This window comes from Salinivibrio sp. VGrn1 (assembly GCF_009377995.1).
Taxonomy (GTDB): Bacteria; Pseudomonadota; Gammaproteobacteria; order Enterobacterales; family Vibrionaceae; genus Salinivibrio; species Salinivibrio siamensis.
The window spans coordinates 238,811-255,172 of record NZ_SATA01000001.1 but is presented as its reverse complement, the minus strand read 5'-3'; the positions used below and the strand labels follow the sequence as shown (position 1 = coordinate 255,172).

General features: G+C 50.2%; 12 protein-coding genes. 3 read left to right on the top strand and 9 right to left on the bottom strand.

Features of this window, described 5'->3' with window-relative positions; translation table 11 throughout:
- Window positions 1–171: 171 nt before the first annotated feature.
- Window positions 172–4,008 carry an ATP-dependent RNA helicase HrpA gene (hrpA, locus tag EHW56_RS01170; RefSeq protein WP_253912631.1) on the bottom strand — a complete coding sequence of 1,279 codons (3,837 nt, stop codon included), beginning with the start codon at window positions 4,006–4,008 and terminating at the stop codon, window positions 172–174.
- A gap of 280 nt (window positions 4,009–4,288) precedes the next feature.
- Between hrpA and EHW56_RS01165 the strand changes: the two genes are divergently transcribed.
- A complete protein-coding gene (locus EHW56_RS01165) occupies window positions 4,289–4,756 on the top strand; it encodes a TerB family tellurite resistance protein (RefSeq protein WP_152798940.1) in 468 nt (155 codons plus the stop codon).
- Window positions 4,757–4,772: 16 nt separating this feature from the next.
- Here the strand turns inward: EHW56_RS01165 and btuD are convergent, their stop codons facing one another.
- The 6 genes from btuD to pheS form a co-directional block, all read right to left on the bottom strand.
- Window positions 4,773–5,546 (bottom strand): vitamin B12 ABC transporter ATP-binding protein BtuD, encoded by a 774-nt coding sequence (btuD, locus tag EHW56_RS01160; protein ID WP_052707987.1) that lies wholly within the window; start codon window positions 5,544–5,546, stop codon window positions 4,773–4,775.
- Window positions 5,543–6,526, bottom strand: a complete 984-nt coding sequence (gene btuC, locus EHW56_RS01155) for a vitamin B12 ABC transporter permease BtuC (protein WP_046073251.1) — start codon at window positions 6,524–6,526, stop codon at window positions 5,543–5,545. The genes btuD and btuC overlap by 4 nt, the downstream gene beginning before the upstream one ends.
- 62 nt (window positions 6,527–6,588) lie before the next feature.
- Window positions 6,589–7,629, bottom strand: a complete 1,041-nt coding sequence (locus EHW56_RS01150) for a succinylglutamate desuccinylase (RefSeq protein ID WP_152798938.1) — start codon at window positions 7,627–7,629, stop codon at window positions 6,589–6,591.
- A gap of 170 nt (window positions 7,630–7,799) precedes the next feature.
- Window positions 7,800–8,096 (bottom strand): integration host factor subunit alpha, encoded by a 297-nt coding sequence (gene ihfA / locus EHW56_RS01145; protein ID WP_046073253.1) that lies wholly within the window; start codon window positions 8,094–8,096, stop codon window positions 7,800–7,802.
- A gap of 405 nt (window positions 8,097–8,501) precedes the next feature.
- The gene (pheT, locus tag EHW56_RS01140) at window positions 8,502–10,904 is read right to left on the bottom strand and encodes a phenylalanine--tRNA ligase subunit beta (protein WP_152798937.1); all 2,403 of its coding nucleotides are present in this window, start codon (window positions 10,902–10,904) and stop codon (window positions 8,502–8,504) included.
- Window positions 10,905–10,923: 19 nt separating this feature from the next.
- Complete coding sequence (gene pheS, locus EHW56_RS01135) at window positions 10,924–11,907, bottom strand: phenylalanine--tRNA ligase subunit alpha (RefSeq protein WP_152798935.1); 984 nt, start codon at window positions 11,905–11,907, stop codon at window positions 10,924–10,926.
- A 439-nt stretch (window positions 11,908–12,346) separates the two neighbouring features.
- On the opposite strand from pheS, the gene EHW56_RS01130 reads away from it, so the two are divergent.
- A complete protein-coding gene (locus tag EHW56_RS01130) occupies window positions 12,347–13,375 on the top strand; it encodes a lipoate--protein ligase (protein WP_046073256.1) in 1,029 nt (342 codons plus the stop codon).
- 322 nt (window positions 13,376–13,697) lie between these two features.
- A complete protein-coding gene (locus EHW56_RS01125; RefSeq protein ID WP_152798933.1) occupies window positions 13,698–15,086 on the top strand; it encodes a peptide MFS transporter in 1,389 nt (462 codons plus the stop codon).
- A gap of 63 nt (window positions 15,087–15,149) precedes the next feature.
- Here the strand turns inward: EHW56_RS01125 and EHW56_RS01120 are convergent, their stop codons facing one another.
- Window positions 15,150–15,953: a PhzF family phenazine biosynthesis protein gene (locus EHW56_RS01120; RefSeq protein ID WP_152798932.1), complete on the bottom strand. Its 804-nt coding sequence runs from the start codon at window positions 15,951–15,953 to the stop codon at window positions 15,150–15,152.
- Window positions 15,950–16,240, bottom strand: a complete 291-nt coding sequence (locus EHW56_RS01115) for a hypothetical protein (protein WP_152798929.1) — start codon at window positions 16,238–16,240, stop codon at window positions 15,950–15,952. The genes EHW56_RS01120 and EHW56_RS01115 overlap by 4 nt, the downstream gene beginning before the upstream one ends.
- Window positions 16,241–16,362 lie beyond the last annotated feature (122 nt).

The window sequence follows — 16,362 nt, the reverse complement described above, 5'->3', positions numbered from 1 at the left end:
TTTCTTGCCACGGCAACACGCACCACCAAGCTGTCTGTCGTTCGTATTGACAAAAACAAAAACCGTGCCATGTGACACGGTTTTGATTATTTATTGATATTTATATAAATTATCTCACATCGACGTTTTACCCGTCTTCATCTAATCCGTAGCGGCATAAGCTTGCCGCATTTAAACCGCCGCAATGGCGTTTTTAATCCGCTTATCCGAAACAGGGTAAGGCGTGCCGAATTGTTGCGCAAAGTAGCTCACACGTAGCTCTTCAATCATCCAACGAATCGCTTTCACCTCATCAGGCACAGGCTTTCCTTTAGGCAGCTTGTTCAGCAACGCCTTGTACTCATTCATCACAGATTCAATTTTGAGCATGTGGTTGCGATCGCGGGTTGGATCCACAGGCAGCTTTTCCAATCGTCGCTCGATCGCTTTCATGTAGCGAAGAATATCAGGCAGCCGCTGCCAACCTGATTCGGTGGCAAAGCCTTTGTAGATAAGCCCCTCTAGCTGGGCTTTGATATCCGACATCGCAAACGCCATGGAAAGATCCACTTTGCCTTTGAGCTTTTTGTTGATATTGAACGCGTGCGTCAATATTTGCTCGACCTGTTGCGCTATCTCCACCACGGTATCGCCTAGCTCAGCACGCACCGTCTCTTTAAGCGATTCGAATGCCTGCGCCTCCCAGGTTAAGCCACCGTGTTGCTCGATAAGCTTATCGATCCCGCAAGCGATGCAATCATCAATCAAATCCAACACGCGACCATACGGATTGAAATAGAGCCCCAATTTGGACTTGTTGGGCAAGTGTGCATGCAGATATTTAATCGGTGATGGCACATTGAGCAAGATAAGCCGACGCTGCCCCGCTTGCATGGCTTTATATTGTTGATCTTCGGTTTCGAACAGACGAATGGCAACACTGTCTTTTTCATCGACTAATGCGGGATAGGCTTTGACTTCAAAGCCGTGTTTTTTCTGCTGATAGCACTGGGGCAAAGCCCCAAAACTCCATTGGGTAATCCCTTGCTGCTCGATATCATCATCCGCCACATCCGATAACGTCGCTTGTACTTTGTCTTTCAGAGAGACTTTAAGCGCATTTAAGTCTTCGCTTTCAGCCAAGGTTCGATTCTTATCGTCGACGACACGGAACTGAATACGCAAATGCTCGGGAAGTTGACTGAAGTTCCAGCTGTCACGCTCAATGGTGACACCGGACATCTGCTTCAAGGCTTTCTCCATGCTATCGAGCAAAGGTGCCTCCATCGGCGTCACGCGCTGTAAGATTGCCTCAGCATAGTTTGGCGCGGGTACAAAGTTACGACGTAACGGCTTAGGTAGCGATTTAATCAGCGCGACAATCAGCTCGTGACGTAGCCCGGGAACGTGCCAGTCAAAACCTTCTTCTGACACCTGATTGAGGATCGGCAACGGGATATGTACCGTCACCCCATCGTGGTCTTGGCCTGGCTCGAATTGGTAGCTCAACTTGAGTTTCAAGTTGCCTTGATGCCAAAAATTGGGGTAATCCAGCTCCGTGACATGGCTGGCGTCCCCTTGCAGTAGCATGGCTTTTTCAAAGTTAAGCAGGTCGGGATTGTCTTGACGTGCCTTTTTCCACCACGTATCAAAGTGACGCCCGCTGACGACGCTATGATCGAGGCGCTGATCGTAAAAGTCGAACAAGGTATCGTCGTCTGCCAAAATGTCGCGCCGGCGAGATTTCAGCTCAAGCTCTTCCACTTCCGCCAGCAGCTTTTGATTTTGGCGGAAAAAGGCATGCTTGGTTTGCCAATCCCCCTCAACCAATGCCGAACGAATAAACAGCTCACGACTAAGCACCGGGTCGATGGCGCCATAATTGACTTTACGGCTAGCCACAATCGGGATCCCGTATAGCGTGACCTTCTCGCTGGCCATTACAGCGGCTTGCTTGCGTGACCAATGTGGTTCACTGTAGCTGCGCTTAATCAAATGTTGCGCCAGTGGCTCTACCCATTCGGGTTGGATTCGCGCGACAATTCGCCCCCAGAGTTTCGAGGTTTCAACCAGCTCGGCAACCATCACCCATTTAGGCTGCTTTTTGAAAAGCCCAGAGCCTGGGAAAATATGGAATCGTGCATTCCGCGCGCCTTGGTATTCATTCTTTTCTTGGTCTTTCAGGCCAATGTGGCTCAATAGCCCGGCAAGCAGTGCCATATGAATGGCCTGATAACTGGCGGGCTCTTGGTTAAATTGCACCTTCTGCTCTTTCATCACCTGGGTGATTTGATAGTGGACGTCTTGCCACTCTCGCACGCGCAGGTAATTGAGATAGTCTTTTTTGCACTGTTTACGGAACTGGTTATTCGACAGCGCTTTTTGCTGGTCTTTAACGTAATCCCAAAGGTTTACATAGGCTAAAAAGTCCGATTCTTTATCGGCAAAACGACGATGTTTTTCATCCGCTTGTTGCTGCTTATCGGCAGGTCGTTCACGCGGGTCTTGGATTGCCAAGGCCGCGGCAATCACCATCACCTCATGTAAGGCACCATGCTTAGGTGCCTCAATCACCATGCGTGCCAAACGCGGGTCAATTGGCAGTTTGGCCAAGGTCTTACCGATGGCGGTCAATTTACGTTTGTCGTTGGCTTGGCCGGGCTTAATCGCCCCCAGCTCTTCAAGCAAGCGGACACCATCTTTGATATGGCGGCTATCAGGCGGCTGAACGAACGGGAAGGCTTGAATATCACCGAGCCCTAGTGCCGTCATTTGCAAGATCACTGAAGCTAGATTCGTCCGCAGAATCTCTGGATCGGTAAATTCCGGACGGCCTAAAAAGTCCTCTTCGCTATACAAACGCACACAAATGCCTTCTGACACACGGCCACAGCGCCCTTTACGCTGATTAGCACTGGCCTGTGAAATCGGCTCAATCGGCAGTCGCTGCACCTTAGTCCGGTAGCTATAGCGAGAAATCCGTGCCGTGCCGGGATCAATCACATACTTAATGCCCGGCACGGTTAGCGAGGTCTCGGCGACGTTGGTGGCCAATACAATCCGGCGCCCCGAGTGAGATTGGAATACACGATTTTGCTCGCCAGCAGAAAGCCGCGCGTATAAGGGTAAAATTTCGGTATCGCGCAGTTGACGACGCTGAAGATGATCGGCGGTGTCGCGAATTTCACGCTCACCGTTCATAAAGATCAGGATATCACCCGGTCCTTCCTGACACAGTTCATCGACCGCATCGCTGATCGCTTCCAGCTGGTCACGATCGCTATCGTCCTCTTCCACCAATGGACGGTAGCGCACTTCCACCGGATACGTTCGGCCAGACACCTCTATCATAGGCGCGTTATTAAAGTGCTTAGAAAAACGCTCCGGGTCGATAGTTGCCGAGGTAATGATGACTTTGAGATCGGGACGCTTGGGCAATAACTCGCGCAAATAGCCAAGAATAAAATCGATGTTTAGGCTGCGCTCGTGGGCTTCGTCGATAATGATGCAGTCGTACTGATTCAGATACCGATCGTGCTGGATTTCGGCCAGCAAGATCCCGTCCGTCATCAGTTTGACTTGCGTCGACTCTGAAACTTTGTCGTTGAAGCGCACTTTATAGCCCACGCTGCTGCCTAACTCGACGTCAAGCTCTTCAGCAATCCGTGAGGCGACCGAGCGCGCAGCCAAGCGACGTGGCTGAGTGTGGCCTATGGTACCGCCGACGCCTAGCCCAAGCTCCATACAGATTTTGGGCAGCTGAGTGGTTTTACCTGAGCCCGTTTCCCCCGCAATGATCACCACTTGGTTGTTCGCGATTGCCTCGGCAATGTCATCTTTCTTCTGACTAACAGGCAGTTCTTCTGGATAGCGAACGGTTGGCGCATTGGCACGACGGGCGAGCACACGCTGCATACTCTGCGCCATTTCCGCGGCGATTTGATCGTACACCGCCTGTTTGGCGTCGTCTTTTTTGATTTTTTGCGCGCCATGGATGCGCTTTTTAAAACGAAAACGGTCTTGCAGCATACAATCGTTTAGCGCTGCAAACAGTGTCTCTGGCGTGTTGTGATGACGTGAACTCAAGGCGATTCCTGCTTACTGCTTAATCTTTTAAGGCGTTTATCAGTGTCACAGCCGATAAATAAGGTTGATTGGTGTCGCATCCTATCACAAAGTAAAAAGAATCAAAGTCGCGCCAGCCACGCGCTCACCACCAACGTGGCAGCGTAAAGTAAACGCATTGGCCGTTCGTCGCGTATAAACGCATAATGACGGCCAACAAACCCCGCAGTTTGGGAGAGCAGCCATGCTAAAACAGCTTTTTAAAAAACTCGAATCCGCCCTCGCCGCTGAAACCGGCCAAAACGGTAAGCAATCCGGGCTATCCCTTCACCAAGCGATGGCGGGGCTATTAAGTGAAGTGGCGATGGCCGATCACGATATTGATGAGCGAGAGAGAACAACCAAACGCAACCGTATTTGCCAGTTGCTATCACTCGACGTGACACAAGCCGAGCAATTACTTGAGGAGGCGAGACAACACAGCGAGCATGCGACCTCGTTGTATGAATATACGGATAAATTACGCGACCTTGACCCACAAACCCGGATAGCGTTAATCGAGGCGATGTGGTCAGTCGCGTATGCCGATGAAAATATCGACCCGCTCGAAGAAGCGGTGATCCGTAAAACCGCCGAGCTGCTTTATGTGGATCATGCCGAGTTTATTCGCGCCAAGCTTAACGTGATTGAGAACGACGACAGCGAAAGTTAGGTCAAAACGTTCAAACTCATGCCGAGGACGCGCGCATGATCACTGGGCCATTGGCGGTTGATACCTGTTCCAGTGGCGTGGCAAAAACATCTGAGAGCAGCTGATCCGTCAATACCGCTTTCGGTGGGCCTAGTGACACAACACGACCTTGTTTAAGCACCACAACCGTATCCGCGTGCTCTAGGGTGCGGTTTAAGTCGTGATTAGCCATGATAACTGCGATTTCCTGCTCTCGCGCCAAGGCGGTCATTTCTTGGTAAATCACTTCCTGTTGCGCGACATCAAGTCCGGTTGACGGCTCGTCAAGCAAAAGCAAACGCGCATGTGGATTTAACGCCTTTGAAACTTGCAACATGACGCCCGCCAATCGCACCCGTTGCCACTCTCCGCCCGATAAGCTGTCTATTCTTCGGTGCAGCTTGTCGCTGATGGCCAAACGAGACACCACGTCCGCGACCGTCTTGTCTCGAATCTCACCGGTTGCCAATTGCACACTATCGAGCACGAGATTGAGGTATTCAAATACCGCCATGACAAACGCAGGGCGCTGTTGTTGCATTAGGTATCCCCGCACTTGCGCCAAATCGTATCGGGTTTGTCCTGATACGGGTTGGCCTTGCAGCCAAACACTCCCCGATTGCGGCACTTCCAAGCCCGACAAGAGTTCCAGTAAGGTGCTTTTGCCACTTCCGTTGGGACCGATAAGGTGTACCACTTGCCCGGCATCAACCGATAAGGACATCGGTAGTAAACGTGGCGATAAGCTCAAATCTTTAGCGTGAACGATCATCCCGCCCTCACCAACATCCAAATAAATAATGGGGCACCAAGCACACTGGTGACCACCCCCACCGGAAGTTCCGCTGAGGGAAGGATAAGTCGACCAACGGTGTCGGCGCTGACCAATAATAGCGCCCCAGCCAACGCAGACATGGGCAACAAGGTACGGTTGCGGCTACCAAGCCACAGGCGTAAGTAATGAGGAACAATGAGGCCAATAAAGCCAATAACACCCGCAACAGCCACAGATACCCCGACCAAAACGCTAATTAAGGCGATCAATTGCCAACGTAGTTGATGTGTATCTAGCCCTAACTGCTGCGCCTGAGACTCTCCTAGCATAAGCTGGTCAAGCTTATGTCCGTATCGCCACAATACCGCAATGCAAGGTAAGGTCATTGTCAGTATACCCACATGCTCCAATCGCATGCCGGACAGTGATCCCATTAACCAGACCATTAACTGGCGCAAATTAAAGTCAGTACTGAAATAAAAGGCCAAGGTAACGCCTGCCCCCGCCAAAATGCTCAGAGCAACACCGACCAATAAAATGCGTGCCGTCGCTAGAGCGCGACGGGCTAATATCACTAATATAAAGGTAAACAAGCTCGCGCCCAGCATGGCAGTGACCGCCATACTGCCACTCGACGCCCAAGCTGGTGCGAGTAATAACAGTAAGACCACAGCAATGCTTGCGCCACCGGAAATGCCTAAGACACCGGGCTCCGCGAGTGGGTTACCCAATAGCACTTGTAGGCTTGCCCCGGCCATTGCCAGTGAGGCCCCTATCATCACACTGACCAGTACACGAGGGAGGCGAAGCTGTAAGAGTAACTGCTGCTCTAATATTGAGTCAGGCGCGAACGGATTGATCCATATCTCGCCCACACTCAGCGCAAGCCCACACACCAACAGCAGTAAAGCCGAGAAAGTAAGTAACGCGCGCCGCCAACGGCTCTGTTGGCGGGCGGTGAGTTCTGACACTCGCATGCGTCATCCATTAAACCAATACTGTGACGCACTTTACCGACTGATTGCCAGCTTGAAAAGCGCTACGCCGAGGCTTTTTGTGGTGCGTGCACAAAGAGTGGCTGATTGACATTAGGGTCAAAGGGCGTGGCGAGTAATCCAGCCCGATGACCTAGGTGGACATTGGCATTGGGAAAGATCACCACTTCCCCCTCATGCTCGGCATAGATTTCTTGTCCCTTGTCGGTGGCCAATAATGCCCCCTTCTCGAACGGTGTGAAGTTTTTAGCTGATGAAGGGAACGTGAGGGCAAATTGCTCCGTGTGCTTGGTCAAGGTTCGGGTCACACGATAAAAGCGCATCGGCGCTAATTCAGTCGGCAACGTAGCGGCTTTGAGTAAGCCTCGTAAGGTGCGATCAAGTGGCTCGTACTCTCGCATATCATTTTCAAACAAAGGCGCGACACGGCCCATTTCTAAGGTTGCAGCCAGTGCATCATGGTGGTTGGCACTATACCAACTGAAAGTCGGTGATGGTGATTGAGACAGAATAGTCGCATCCATTTTGGCGTCATTGAGTAATGCCGCCAATGAACGTACATCCTTTTGGGTTGGCGTCGTTGGGATCACGCCAAACATATAATGATAGGACTCGCGAATGGCACTGTGTAAGTCAAGATGCCAACGAGTCATACTGTCCGGTTGAGCAGAAAAGAAATCGCTTACCGCTTGTTGCAACTGATTGGCTAGGTAGTGCTCTTCATTCTTTTCTTCATTCCAGCCACCAAATAGACGATTAAGGTTATCTTCAATAAAGCGAGTGTGCACTTTAATCGCTTCGGCATGACCAATAATCAGTAATAGCGGCACATTGGGGATAAATGTCCCTGACAAAATATCGGCGAGTAGGCGGTCAATAAGCTCGATGGGCGCGGTTTCGTCACCATGAATGCCTGATGACAATACGACGCAACGCGAAACCTTGGCGACGTCGGGCTGTATAGAAATAATACCGGTGGCACTGTGATTGACGGTGAGCGAGCCCACTCGCCATGAGTCTGGCGTAAAGGCATGGGGGGCGGTGAGTGCGGCATCAATAAAGGCACCTGGGCGTGCTGTCAGCATAATGCTTCCTTTTATTACAACTAGACAACAAAACGTTACAGCGATATAACCAATAAACCCAGTGTTTTCCCCTCACAATGTGATCATGTATAGACAAATTAAAAAGCCGTGGCACATCGGCACACGGCTTTCTAGTGTGGTGTCGTCACCACTGTCGGGGTCACACAGCGTTATTCTTCAACGTCTGCGTTTTCAACTCGCGCTTTGAGTTTTTGGCCCGGTCTAAATGTCACGACGCGGCGCGCCGTGATCGGAATATCTTCCCCTGTTTTAGGATTTCGACCGGGACGTTCATTCTTGTCTCGCAAGTCGAAGTTACCAAACCCTGATAACTTGACCTGTTCGCCACTTTCGAGCGCCTTCCGAACCTCTTCGAAAAACGCTTCGACTGTCTCCTTGGCGTCCCGTTTGCTAATCCCGATATTTTCAAACAGGTTCTCAGCCAAATCGGCCTTAGTGAGCGCCATAGGTTTTTCCCTCAAGAATTGTTGAACACATATGCAATACCGCAGTATCGACACCACCATTCTACACTTGGCCCATACGCCTTTAGCCCTTGTATTTTAGGGATATTTGAAGGCCAGCTCAAAACAAGTGTATGCCAACTGGCTGATTTGCGCCAACTTTTTTACATTAAAAAAGCAAGAACAATGTCCAAAAAATTGACCTTTCAAACCAAGATGTTACAAGGGTTTTCTCAACCAGCATAGTCAATAGACGGCTAAGCTGCTTAATATTAGGCTTTTTTATCAATATCTGAACGCTTTCTCATCAAATATAGTGAATTTATTTAGTTTTTCAAATGGATAGATGTTAGGCCATTTAGGCATAAAAAAAGCAGCGTTTCCGCTGCTTTTTGGGATGACGTTAGGTTAGTCACGCAAGGTAACGCCTAATTTCTCTGATAAATAGCTGACAACACCAGACACGGCTTCACTGATATCGGCTTCCTCAAGCGTGCGCGAATCAGATTGCAAGGTCAGTGCGATCGCCAAGCTCTTCTTGCCCTCTTCCACACCTTTGCCGGTGTAAAGGTCGAAAAGCTGTGCGTCCTTAAGCAAGGGGTTGCCGCTTTGCAAACATGCGTCCACCACATCGCCAGAAGCAAGCGATTGATCAGCAATCACCGCGATATCCCGGCGGTTAGCAGGGAATTTAGACAGTCCTGCCGCTTCGGGAATAAAGCGTTCGTCAATGGCCTGCCACTCTAGCTCAAACACCACCGTTCGGCCATTTAAGCCAAACTCACGCTCAAGCTCAGGGTGCAGGGTACCAATGTGACCCACCACTTTGCCGTCAAACGCTATCGCGGCGGTTTGACCTGGGTGCATGGCAGGATGAGATGCTGACACGAAACGGAAGTCTTTCAACTTGCCTGTGAGTTCCAGTACCGCTTCTAGGTCGCCTTTCAAATCAAAAAAGTCAACGGTCGCGCTCGCCAGATCCCAATGCTCTTCACTGCCAGGACCTGCAATCACCCCCGCAAGCATGCTTTCTTGGCGAATGCTCGATTGACGAACGGCACCACCGACCTCGCCTTCCGGGGTAAAGCGTAAACCAAATTCAAACAGACGCACACGAGGCTGCTGACGCTTTTGGTTATAGGCAACCGTGTTTAAAAGCCCAGGAAGCAAGCTCAGGCGCATGGCTGACATATCTGCAGAAATTGGGCTTGGCAGGATCAGCGGCTCAACATCGGGAGCAATCAGCGCTTGCTGTTTAGGTTCAACAAAGCTGTAGGTAATCGCCTCGTGGAAGCCACGGTCAACCAACAAATCGCGGACACGTTTCAGTGGCATCGCTGCTTCTTTGTATTCGCGCATCGTCAGTGCCGCTTTAGGCGCACGGGTTGGAATGTTGTCGTAGCCGTAAATACGCCCGACTTCCTCAATCAAATCCTGCTCAATGGCAATATCAAAACGCCAGCTAGGTGCCGTTGCTTGCCACCCTTTCTCGGTTTCCGTTACCGCACAGCCAAGGCGAGACAAAATGGCTTGTACATCACTGTTATCGATAGAATGACCCAATAGGCCATCTAACTTCTCTCGACGGAGAGTGACGGTGTCACGGGTGGGGAGTGTTTCTGCCGACTCAGCGGTAACAATCTCTCCCGCTTCACCACCACAAATCGCTAATAGCAGTTCAGTCGCCCGCTCCATCGCCGCTGCTTGTAAAGCTGGGTCGACGCCACGCTCAAAACGGTGAGAGGAATCTGTATGTAGCCCATAGCTACGTGCACGGCCGCGGATCACATCAGGGGCAAAAAACGCTGATTCGAGTAAGATATCTTGCGTGTCTGTGGTGACGCCAGAGTCTTGCCCGCCAAAAATTCCGGCCATCGCCAAGGCTTTGTTCTCATCGGCAATGACCAAGGTTTGCGCATTGAGTGTTGCTTCGTTGCCATCGAGCAATGTGAGCGTTTCGCCCTCTTTTGCCATTCGCACCACAATGCCACCCTCAAGCTTGCCAAGATCAAAGGCATGCATCGGCTGACCTTGCTCAAGCATTACATAGTTAGTGACATCCACCACAGGGTCGATAGCGCGAATGCCACTGCGGCGCAATTTCTCTTGCATCCACAGCGGGGTCTGGGCATTAAGATCCACATTTTTTACCACACGCCCTAAATAACGTGGGCACGCTTGTGGCGCATCAATACGCACGGATACCTTATCTTCAATGCTGGCAGCGACCGGAGTGATGGTCGGCTCGGTGACATCAGCGCGGTTCAATACGCCGACTTCACGCGCCAAACCACGCAGGCTCAAGCAATCAGCACGGTTCGGGGTTAAGTCGACATCAATGGTTACATCGTTTAGCGCGAGGTAGTCACGAATATCAGCACCAATCGGTGCATCGGCAGGCAGCTCGATAATGCCGTCAGCTTCGACATCAATCCCTAGCTCAGTAAATGAGCACAGCATGCCGAAAGACGGTTGACCACGCAGCTTCGCTTTTTTGATTTTGAAGTCACCTGGCAATACCGCACCAACCATTGCGACCGCGACTTTTAGGCCTTGACGACAGTTTGGTGCACCACAAACGATATCAAGCAATTCATCTTCGCCGACATTGATTTTGGTGACACGCAGCTTGTCTGCATCTGGATGCTGGCCACACTCAACCACTTCGCCCACAACCACACCGCTAAAGTCGCCAGCAACGGGTGCAATTTCATCGACTTCGAGGCCGGCCATGGTGATCTGATGGGCAAGCGCGTCGGTGTCGTTTGCTGGGTTTACCCACTCTCTCAACCAAGATTCACTGAATTTCATTATTACCTTGCCCCACTGATTACTTAAATTGTTTCAAAAAGCGCAAATCGTTCTCAAAGAACGCACGGAGATCATTCACGCCATAACGCAGCATGGTTAGGCGCTCTACGCCAATACCAAAGGCAAAGCCTTGATATTCCTCTGGATCGATATTCACCGCACGTAGTACGTTCGGGTGAACCATGCCGCAGCCTAAGATCTCGAGCCATTTTCCGCCTTTGCGGCGTACATCAACTTCAGCAGACGGCTCTGTGAACGGGAAGTAAGAGGGACGGAAACGCACTTCCAGATCTTCCTCGAAAAAGTTACGTAAGAAGTCGTTGAGGATCCCTTTGAGATCAGCGAAGGTGATGTCTTTATCGACCAATAACCCTTCCACTTGGTGGAACATCGGGGTATGCGTTTGGTCATAGTCATTACGATAAACGCGACCGGGGGCAATAATACGGAATGGGGGTTTACCCGCTTCCATGGTACGAATTTGTACGCCAGAGGTATGCGTACGCAACATCAAATCAGGGTTAAAGAAAAAAGTATCGTGATCGGTACGTGCAGGATGATCTGGGGCGATATTCAGCGCATCAAAGTTATGAAAACCGTCTTCAACCTCTGGTCCAGAAGCGACAGAGAAGCCCAATTCACCGAAAAATTGCTCAATACGTTCAATGGTACGCGTCACGGGGTGAATACCACCGTTTTCAATACGACGGCCCGGCAAGCTTACATCAATGGTTTCTGCGGCAAGCTTCGCTTCCAACTCGGCGCGCTCAAGCGCATTTTTACGCTCAGCAAACGCTTGTTGTACGGTTTGCTTCGCTTGGTTAATCTTTTGACCCGCTTCGCGGCGCTCTTCCGGTGGCAGTTTGCCCAACGCCTGTAATTGTGCGGTTAGCTCGCCTTTCTTCCCTAGGAATTTAACCCGGACTTCATCCAATGCAGCCACAGAGGCGGCATCGGCCACCGCACTGGTTGCATTCGCAAGAATTTCTTCTAATTGTTGCATTGTTTCCTCGTCGACCCGTTGGGCAGTCCAAATCAGGTAGGTGCGTGACAATACCTGCTGACATCATGGTTTCACCCATTGTCTAAGCAAACTGACAGAGTCGCCTCAATAATACGCCTCAATGCCAATTGACTGAGAGAACAGGTAATAAATTGACCTTACATACTAATTAATGCCACGACTAATGCCAAACGCTAAACAGCATTTACGCGATTTTTCCTTGCCATCCGGTCACAAGGGGCGTCATTTTGGTGGTAGATTGGTCATTCAGCGCTTCAATCCAGTAAAAATCGAGCATATGGGCGTTGATCGAATAACTCGCTAAGCATTGTTTGGTATTCTAGCGCCTATATTGCCAAACAAGCTTGTGTGGCCACTCTCTACTTGGCCTCCGACCGCGTATCCCTAATAACTTGTTTTCGTAACACTTGGAGCCAGTATGCAAGACACCAGTCGTCCCTTACGTGTGTTTGTTTCGACGTCGACCCACCCTTGGTTCAACCTCGCCGTGGAGGACACCATATTTCGAACCATGTCCTCGCAGCAGAACGTCCTGTTCCTCTGGCGTAATGACAATACGGTGGTCATTGGACGCGGACAGAACCCATGGCGCGAGTGTAATACGCGCAAAATGGAACAAGATGCCGTGGTGTTGGCGAGGAGACAAAGCGGCGGTGGCGCGGTGTTTCACGATTTGGGTAACACCAATTTTACCTTTATGGCGGGTAAACCAGGTTATGATAAGTCAGTATCAACGCAAATTGTACTCGATGCCCTGAAAACGCTCGGGATCAGTGCGTCAGCCAGTGGCCGAAATGACCTCACTATGGATACACCCGACGGCCCAAGAAAAGTATCGGGCTCAGCCTACAAAGAGGCCAAAGATCGCGGCTTTCACCATGGTACGCTCTTGATTAATGCCAACTTGTCGCGACTGGGTGACTACCTCAACCCTGATCCTAAAAAGCTACAAGCCAAGGGGATTTCATCTGTACGTGCCCGCGTGGCCAATATCGCTGACTTTGTCCCAGACGTTGATCACCAACGCGTGTGTGACGCGATTAAAACCGCCTTTTTCCGCCATTACGGCCATACCACTGAGATTGAGTATATTTCTCCCGACGCCAAGCCCGATGTCGAGGGGTTTGACGCGATTTATGAAAAACAGTGCAGTTGGGCATGGAATTTCGGTAACAGCCCGCAGTTCATGCATACGTTTGATGAGCGTTTTGAATGGGGAGGCGTTGAGCTGCACTTGGATGTGAAACATGGAGAAATCATCGATTGCCAGTTATTCACTGATAGTTTAACGCCAGGCCCGCTAGAAACCCTGGCTAATCAATTGGTCGGACAAGCCTACCACCCGGAAAAACTTTACCACTTTGTGATGAGCTGGGCCGACGCAGACCAAAGTCATCAAGTGATGTACGAAGATATTGCCCTGTGGTTACGTCAAGCCATCGCCTGATCGCTGAACACGGCTAGAGTGACCTTTATCACATAATCCCCTCTCCTTTGATCCCACGCAAAGACGCAAACGCCTGTCACGTCACTATAGGTGACAGGCACCTTCTGGTCATATGTCCCACATGTAATAGACAGACTGTTATTATCAACGCTAATTTGGCTTGAATAATAGTTTTTAATTTTGGTAAAAAACCATTACGCTAGCTTTACATATTTTGTTACAAAATACAGGAGGCCATTTTACAAAGGCGTTAACGCCAACACCCTGCACCCGGCTAGCCCCATGCAGACCCAACAATCATTCAACGAATAATTAGATAGTTATGGAAAACCAAAAAACAATACTTGGTCACCCTCGGGGACTGTTCTTACTTTTTGGCACTGAGCTTTGGGAGCGCTTTTCCTACTACGCAATGCGTGCCATCCTCGTTCTTTATTTGACCGATCAAACCATTAACGGTGGTTTAGGCTGGTCAACCAAAGACGCACTCGAACTTTATGGCTACTACACTGGCCTCGTCTATATCACGCCACTGATTGGTGGCTGGATTGCCGATAACTTCATTGGCCAACGTCGCGCTGTCGTTGTCGGTGGTGCACTGATGGCAATTGGACAATTCACCTTAGCTTTCCCTGCTCAACAATACGGTTTAGACATTGTTCATACGTTATACGCCGGTCTCGCGTTGCTCATCACCGGTTGTGGCCTGTTAAAACCCAACATTTCGACGATGGTCGGTGACCTTTATGATGAAGGCGATCATCGTCGTGATGGTGCGTTTACCATCTTTTATATGGGCATCAACATTGGCTCATTGTTAGCAGGCTTCGTCTCTGGCTCTGTGACCAGCGCTTACGGCTGGCAATATGGCTTCTTTGCCGCCGGTGTGGGTATGGTGTTCAGCTTGCTGATCCAGCTAACCATGGCCAATTCTTGGTTAGGTGAAATAGGCCGAGTCCCAGCCGCACAGCAAGCGCGAGACGCCAATCATTCCAAGACCAATGCCCCACTGACTAAGCAAGAAATCGATCGCCTTAAAGTTATCTTATTGATGGGTTTGTTCGTGATCATTTTCTGGGCCGGCTTTGAACAAGCTGGTGGCTTGATGAATATTTACACCCAGGAGTACACGGATCGCATGGTGGGTGGGTTTGAGATACCAGCGGCTTGGTTCCAATCACTTAATCCTTTCTTCATCATTGTCTGTGCACCCATCGCAGCCTCGCTGTGGGTACGCCTAGGCCCTAAAGAGCCCAGTTCGCCCGTGAAGTTCGCCATGGCGCTATTTATGTTGGCACTGGGGTTTGTGTGCATGATTGGCGCGGTGTTAGAGCAAGGCGGTGATACCGCAGTGAAGACGTCGATGTTTTGGCTAGTGGGCGCGTTCTTCTTCCACACGTTAGGCGAACTTTGCCTCTCGCCGATCGGTTTATCCTTGGTTACTAAGCTCGCGCCGCTACGCTTGGCCTCATTGATGATGGGCGCCTGGTTCGGCTTCAACGCGATTGCCAACTATGTGGCCGGCATCATTGGCTCACATGTCGGTGATTATGGCGCCTTGGCCATCTTCGGTGGTATCGCGGCAACCGCTGCGATTTCCGGTGTGATCTTACTCGCGCTATCCGGCACGCTGATTCGTTGGATGCATGGCGCTGAGTCCGGCGCCACACCAAGTGAAGAAATCGAACAACAACAAGTGCAAGTGGCTTAACACGCCCACTTCACCACTGAAAAAGAGGCCATTTGGCCTCTTTTTTAGTTGCGCTGATTATTGCTAGATCTTACTTAAATCCAGCGTTCCGCTAAATACGGTTACTGCTTGGCCTTGTAGCAACGCATGGTCTTCGCTAAGCGTCATCTTGATATACCCACCGCGTGCGGATGCTTGATAACCGATAAGCTGCTTTTTACTCAACGCTTGTGACCAATACACTGCCAACGCGCAATGCGCCGAACCCGTCACGGGATCTTCATTCACCCCTACCCAAGGGGCGAAGTAGCGAGAGACAATATCGACCGTGTTATCAGAGCTTGCTGCAGTCACCACCACGCCACGTCCAGGCTGCGTAGTTAGCGCAGCAAAATCAGGAGACAGCGCTTTTACATCGTCTTCAGAATTAACCACCAATAGCTCTTTTTCGCCAAAAGAATAACTCGCGCGGATAACAGAGCCATGTATACCTAAACCTTCTAGCCGCAATGGATTTGGCGTTACCTCTACCAGCTCTGGAACAGGAAAGGCCATGGCTATACCCTCGCGTTGAATTGTCACATCAAGAGGCCCAGACTGCGTATAAAAAGTGACATTGTCACCCATCTTAACATCACCACGCTCAGCTAAAATATGAGCTGTGGCGAGTGTGCCATGACCGCAGAGTGCGACTTCAACTTTCGGTGTAAACCAGCGTAAGGACATGGTATCTAAGGCAAGAAATGCGGTTTCAGAGAGCGCCATTTCCTCGGCAATGGCCAACATGGCTGCTTCATCCAACATGGACGCCGAAATACACACCCCTGCCGGATTTCCCTGAAACAATGACGCGCTAAAGGCATCAACCTGATAAATATCAACAATCATGATTTCATTCCAAACCGGCGACGCAGCGAATGATACATTTCCACGATAAAAGTCGTAAAGCCAACGGTAGGATCGTACTGTATGTAATCCTCGATTGCATTGAGATTAATCTGGCGGAATTTTTCAATCGCAGTCTCCGCACAATCAGCAACAATCACATCCCCTTCGATGATCAACCCCTGCTCTAACAATGCTTCTTTTTCGGCAAGGTAGTTGGGGGCTTCTTTGATCAAATAAGTAAACTGGTCACAGTGGTTAGGCTGACAAAAGAAGACGTATTGGTTCATCGTTATGTCCCTAATGGTATTTTCAGACACTATATCATGATACGAGTAATGGGTAGGCGTTAGCCGTGCACACTTTTGTATGATCAGAATTAAATTACTTAGGCAGGGATAAATAATAAAAA

What these genes read in the sequence shown, in the direction of transcription:
- hrpA (WP_253912631.1), bottom strand. Translation starts at nt 4,008, where the DNA reads ATGCTGCAAGACCGTTTTCGTTTTAAAAAGCGCATCCATGGCGCGCAA.
- EHW56_RS01165 (WP_152798940.1), top strand. Translation starts at nt 4,289, where the DNA reads ATGCTAAAACAGCTTTTTAAAAAACTCGAATCCGCCCTCGCCGCTGAA.
- btuD (WP_052707987.1), bottom strand. Translation starts at nt 5,546, where the DNA reads ATGATCGTTCACGCTAAAGATTTGAGCTTATCGCCACGTTTACTACCG.
- btuC (WP_046073251.1), bottom strand. Translation starts at nt 6,526, where the DNA reads ATGCGAGTGTCAGAACTCACCGCCCGCCAACAGAGCCGTTGGCGGCGC.
- EHW56_RS01150 (WP_152798938.1), bottom strand. Translation starts at nt 7,629, where the DNA reads ATGCTGACAGCACGCCCAGGTGCCTTTATTGATGCCGCACTCACCGCC.
- ihfA (WP_046073253.1), bottom strand. Translation starts at nt 8,096, where the DNA reads ATGGCGCTCACTAAGGCCGATTTGGCTGAGAACCTGTTTGAAAATATC.
- pheT (WP_152798937.1), bottom strand. Translation starts at nt 10,904, where the DNA reads ATGAAATTCAGTGAATCTTGGTTGAGAGAGTGGGTAAACCCAGCAAAC.
- pheS (WP_152798935.1), bottom strand. Translation starts at nt 11,907, where the DNA reads ATGCAACAATTAGAAGAAATTCTTGCGAATGCAACCAGTGCGGTGGCC.
- EHW56_RS01130 (WP_046073256.1), top strand. Translation starts at nt 12,347, where the DNA reads ATGCAAGACACCAGTCGTCCCTTACGTGTGTTTGTTTCGACGTCGACC.
- EHW56_RS01125 (WP_152798933.1), top strand. Translation starts at nt 13,698, where the DNA reads ATGGAAAACCAAAAAACAATACTTGGTCACCCTCGGGGACTGTTCTTA.
- EHW56_RS01120 (WP_152798932.1), bottom strand. Translation starts at nt 15,953, where the DNA reads ATGATTGTTGATATTTATCAGGTTGATGCCTTTAGCGCGTCATTGTTT.
- EHW56_RS01115 (WP_152798929.1), bottom strand. Translation starts at nt 16,240, where the DNA reads ATGAACCAATACGTCTTCTTTTGTCAGCCTAACCACTGTGACCAGTTT.